Origin of the sequence: Streptomyces sp. SID1328 (genome assembly GCF_009865595.1) — a bacterium.
Taxonomy (GTDB): Bacteria; Actinomycetota; Actinomycetes; order Streptomycetales; family Streptomycetaceae; genus Streptomyces; species Streptomyces griseoluteus.
In genome coordinates this window covers 1-1,291 of sequence record NZ_WWKH01000022.1, presented here as the reverse complement: position 1 = coordinate 1,291, position 1,291 = coordinate 1, and the positions used below count along the sequence as shown (strand labels likewise).

Genomic DNA, 1,291 nt, shown 5'->3' with positions numbered 1-1,291 from the left:
TCGATCATGTTCGACTACGCCAACCTGGACCGCCCGATCGTGGTGTTCGCGGACGACTGGGAGGTCTACCGCGAGACGCGGGGCGTGTACTTCGACCTGATGGCCGAGGCGCCGGGCCCGGTGGCCCGTACGCCCGAGGAGCTGGCGCGGGTCTTCCGCGAGGGCGAGTACCGGGGCGAGGAGTCCGCCGCGCGCCGGGCCGTGTTCCGGGAGCGGTTCTGCGAGTTCGACGACGGGCGCGCGGCCGAGCGGGTCGTGCGCCGGGTGCTGCTCGGTGAGCCGCCGGAGGCGCTGCCGCCGGTGGTGCCGCTCGCCGAGCGTGTGCCCGCCCCCGCCGCCGCGTCCCTCGTGAGGAGCTGATCCGCCGTGCCCCGCTTCAGTGTCATCGTCCCCTGCTTCAAGGTGCAGGGCTTCCTGCGCGAGTGCCTGGACTCGGTGCTCGGGCAGTCCTTCGGCGATCTGGAGGTGATCGCCGTGGACGACCGCTCACCGGACGGCTGCGGCGCGATCCTCGACGAGTACGCCGGGCGCGATCCCCGCGTGAAGGTGCTGCACCTGCCGGAGAACGTCGGCCTCGGGCGGGCCCGCAACGCCGGGATGCCGCACGCCACCGGCGACTACCTGCTGTTCCTCGACAGCGACGACACCTTGACCCCGGGCGCCCTCGCCGCCGTCGCCGGCCGCCTCGCCGAGACCGGGGACCCGGACGTGCTGGTCTTCGACTACGCCCGCACCTACTGGTGGGGCGGCACCCGCCGCAACGTCCTCGCACACGTGCTCGCGGCCGAGGACGGCACCTTCACGGCGGCCGAACGGCCGGAGATCCTCGATCTGCTGATGGTGGTGTGGAACAAGGTCTACCGCCGCGACTTCGTGACGGCGGGCGGCTTCGAGTTCCCGCCGGGCTACTACGAGGACACCCCGTGGACGTTCCCGGTCATGCTGAGCGCCGGCCGCATCGCCACGCTCGACCGGATCTGTCTGCACTACCGCCAGCGCAGGCAGGGCAACATCCTCTCCACCACCAGCCGCAAGCACTTCGACGTGCACGACCAGTACGAGCGGGTCTTCGCGTTCGTCGAGTCGCGCCCGGAGCTGTGGCGGTGGCGGCCGTACCTCCACCGCAAGATGGGCGAGCACTGCCTGGACATCCTGGCCAAGCCGGACCGGCTGCCGCCGGGTGACAGGGCCGAGTTCTTCCGGCGCACGGTGGAGATGTTCCGCACGCACCGGCCGGAGGGCACCCGCGCCGAGGGCGAGACCCGTGTGCTGGAGGGCGGCTACGGGGCGT

2 protein-coding genes are annotated in these 1,291 nt (G+C 72.1%); both read left to right on the top strand.

Annotation, left to right across the window (positions count from 1 at the left end; translation table 11 throughout):
* On the top strand, window positions 1-360 hold a 360-nt coding region (locus GT030_RS00700), incomplete at its 5' end, for a CDP-glycerol glycerophosphotransferase family protein (protein ID WP_202448876.1).
* 6 nt (window positions 361-366) lie between these two features.
* The coding region (locus GT030_RS00695; RefSeq protein ID WP_161199318.1) for a glycosyltransferase at window positions 367-1,291 on the top strand (925 nt) is incomplete at its 3' end.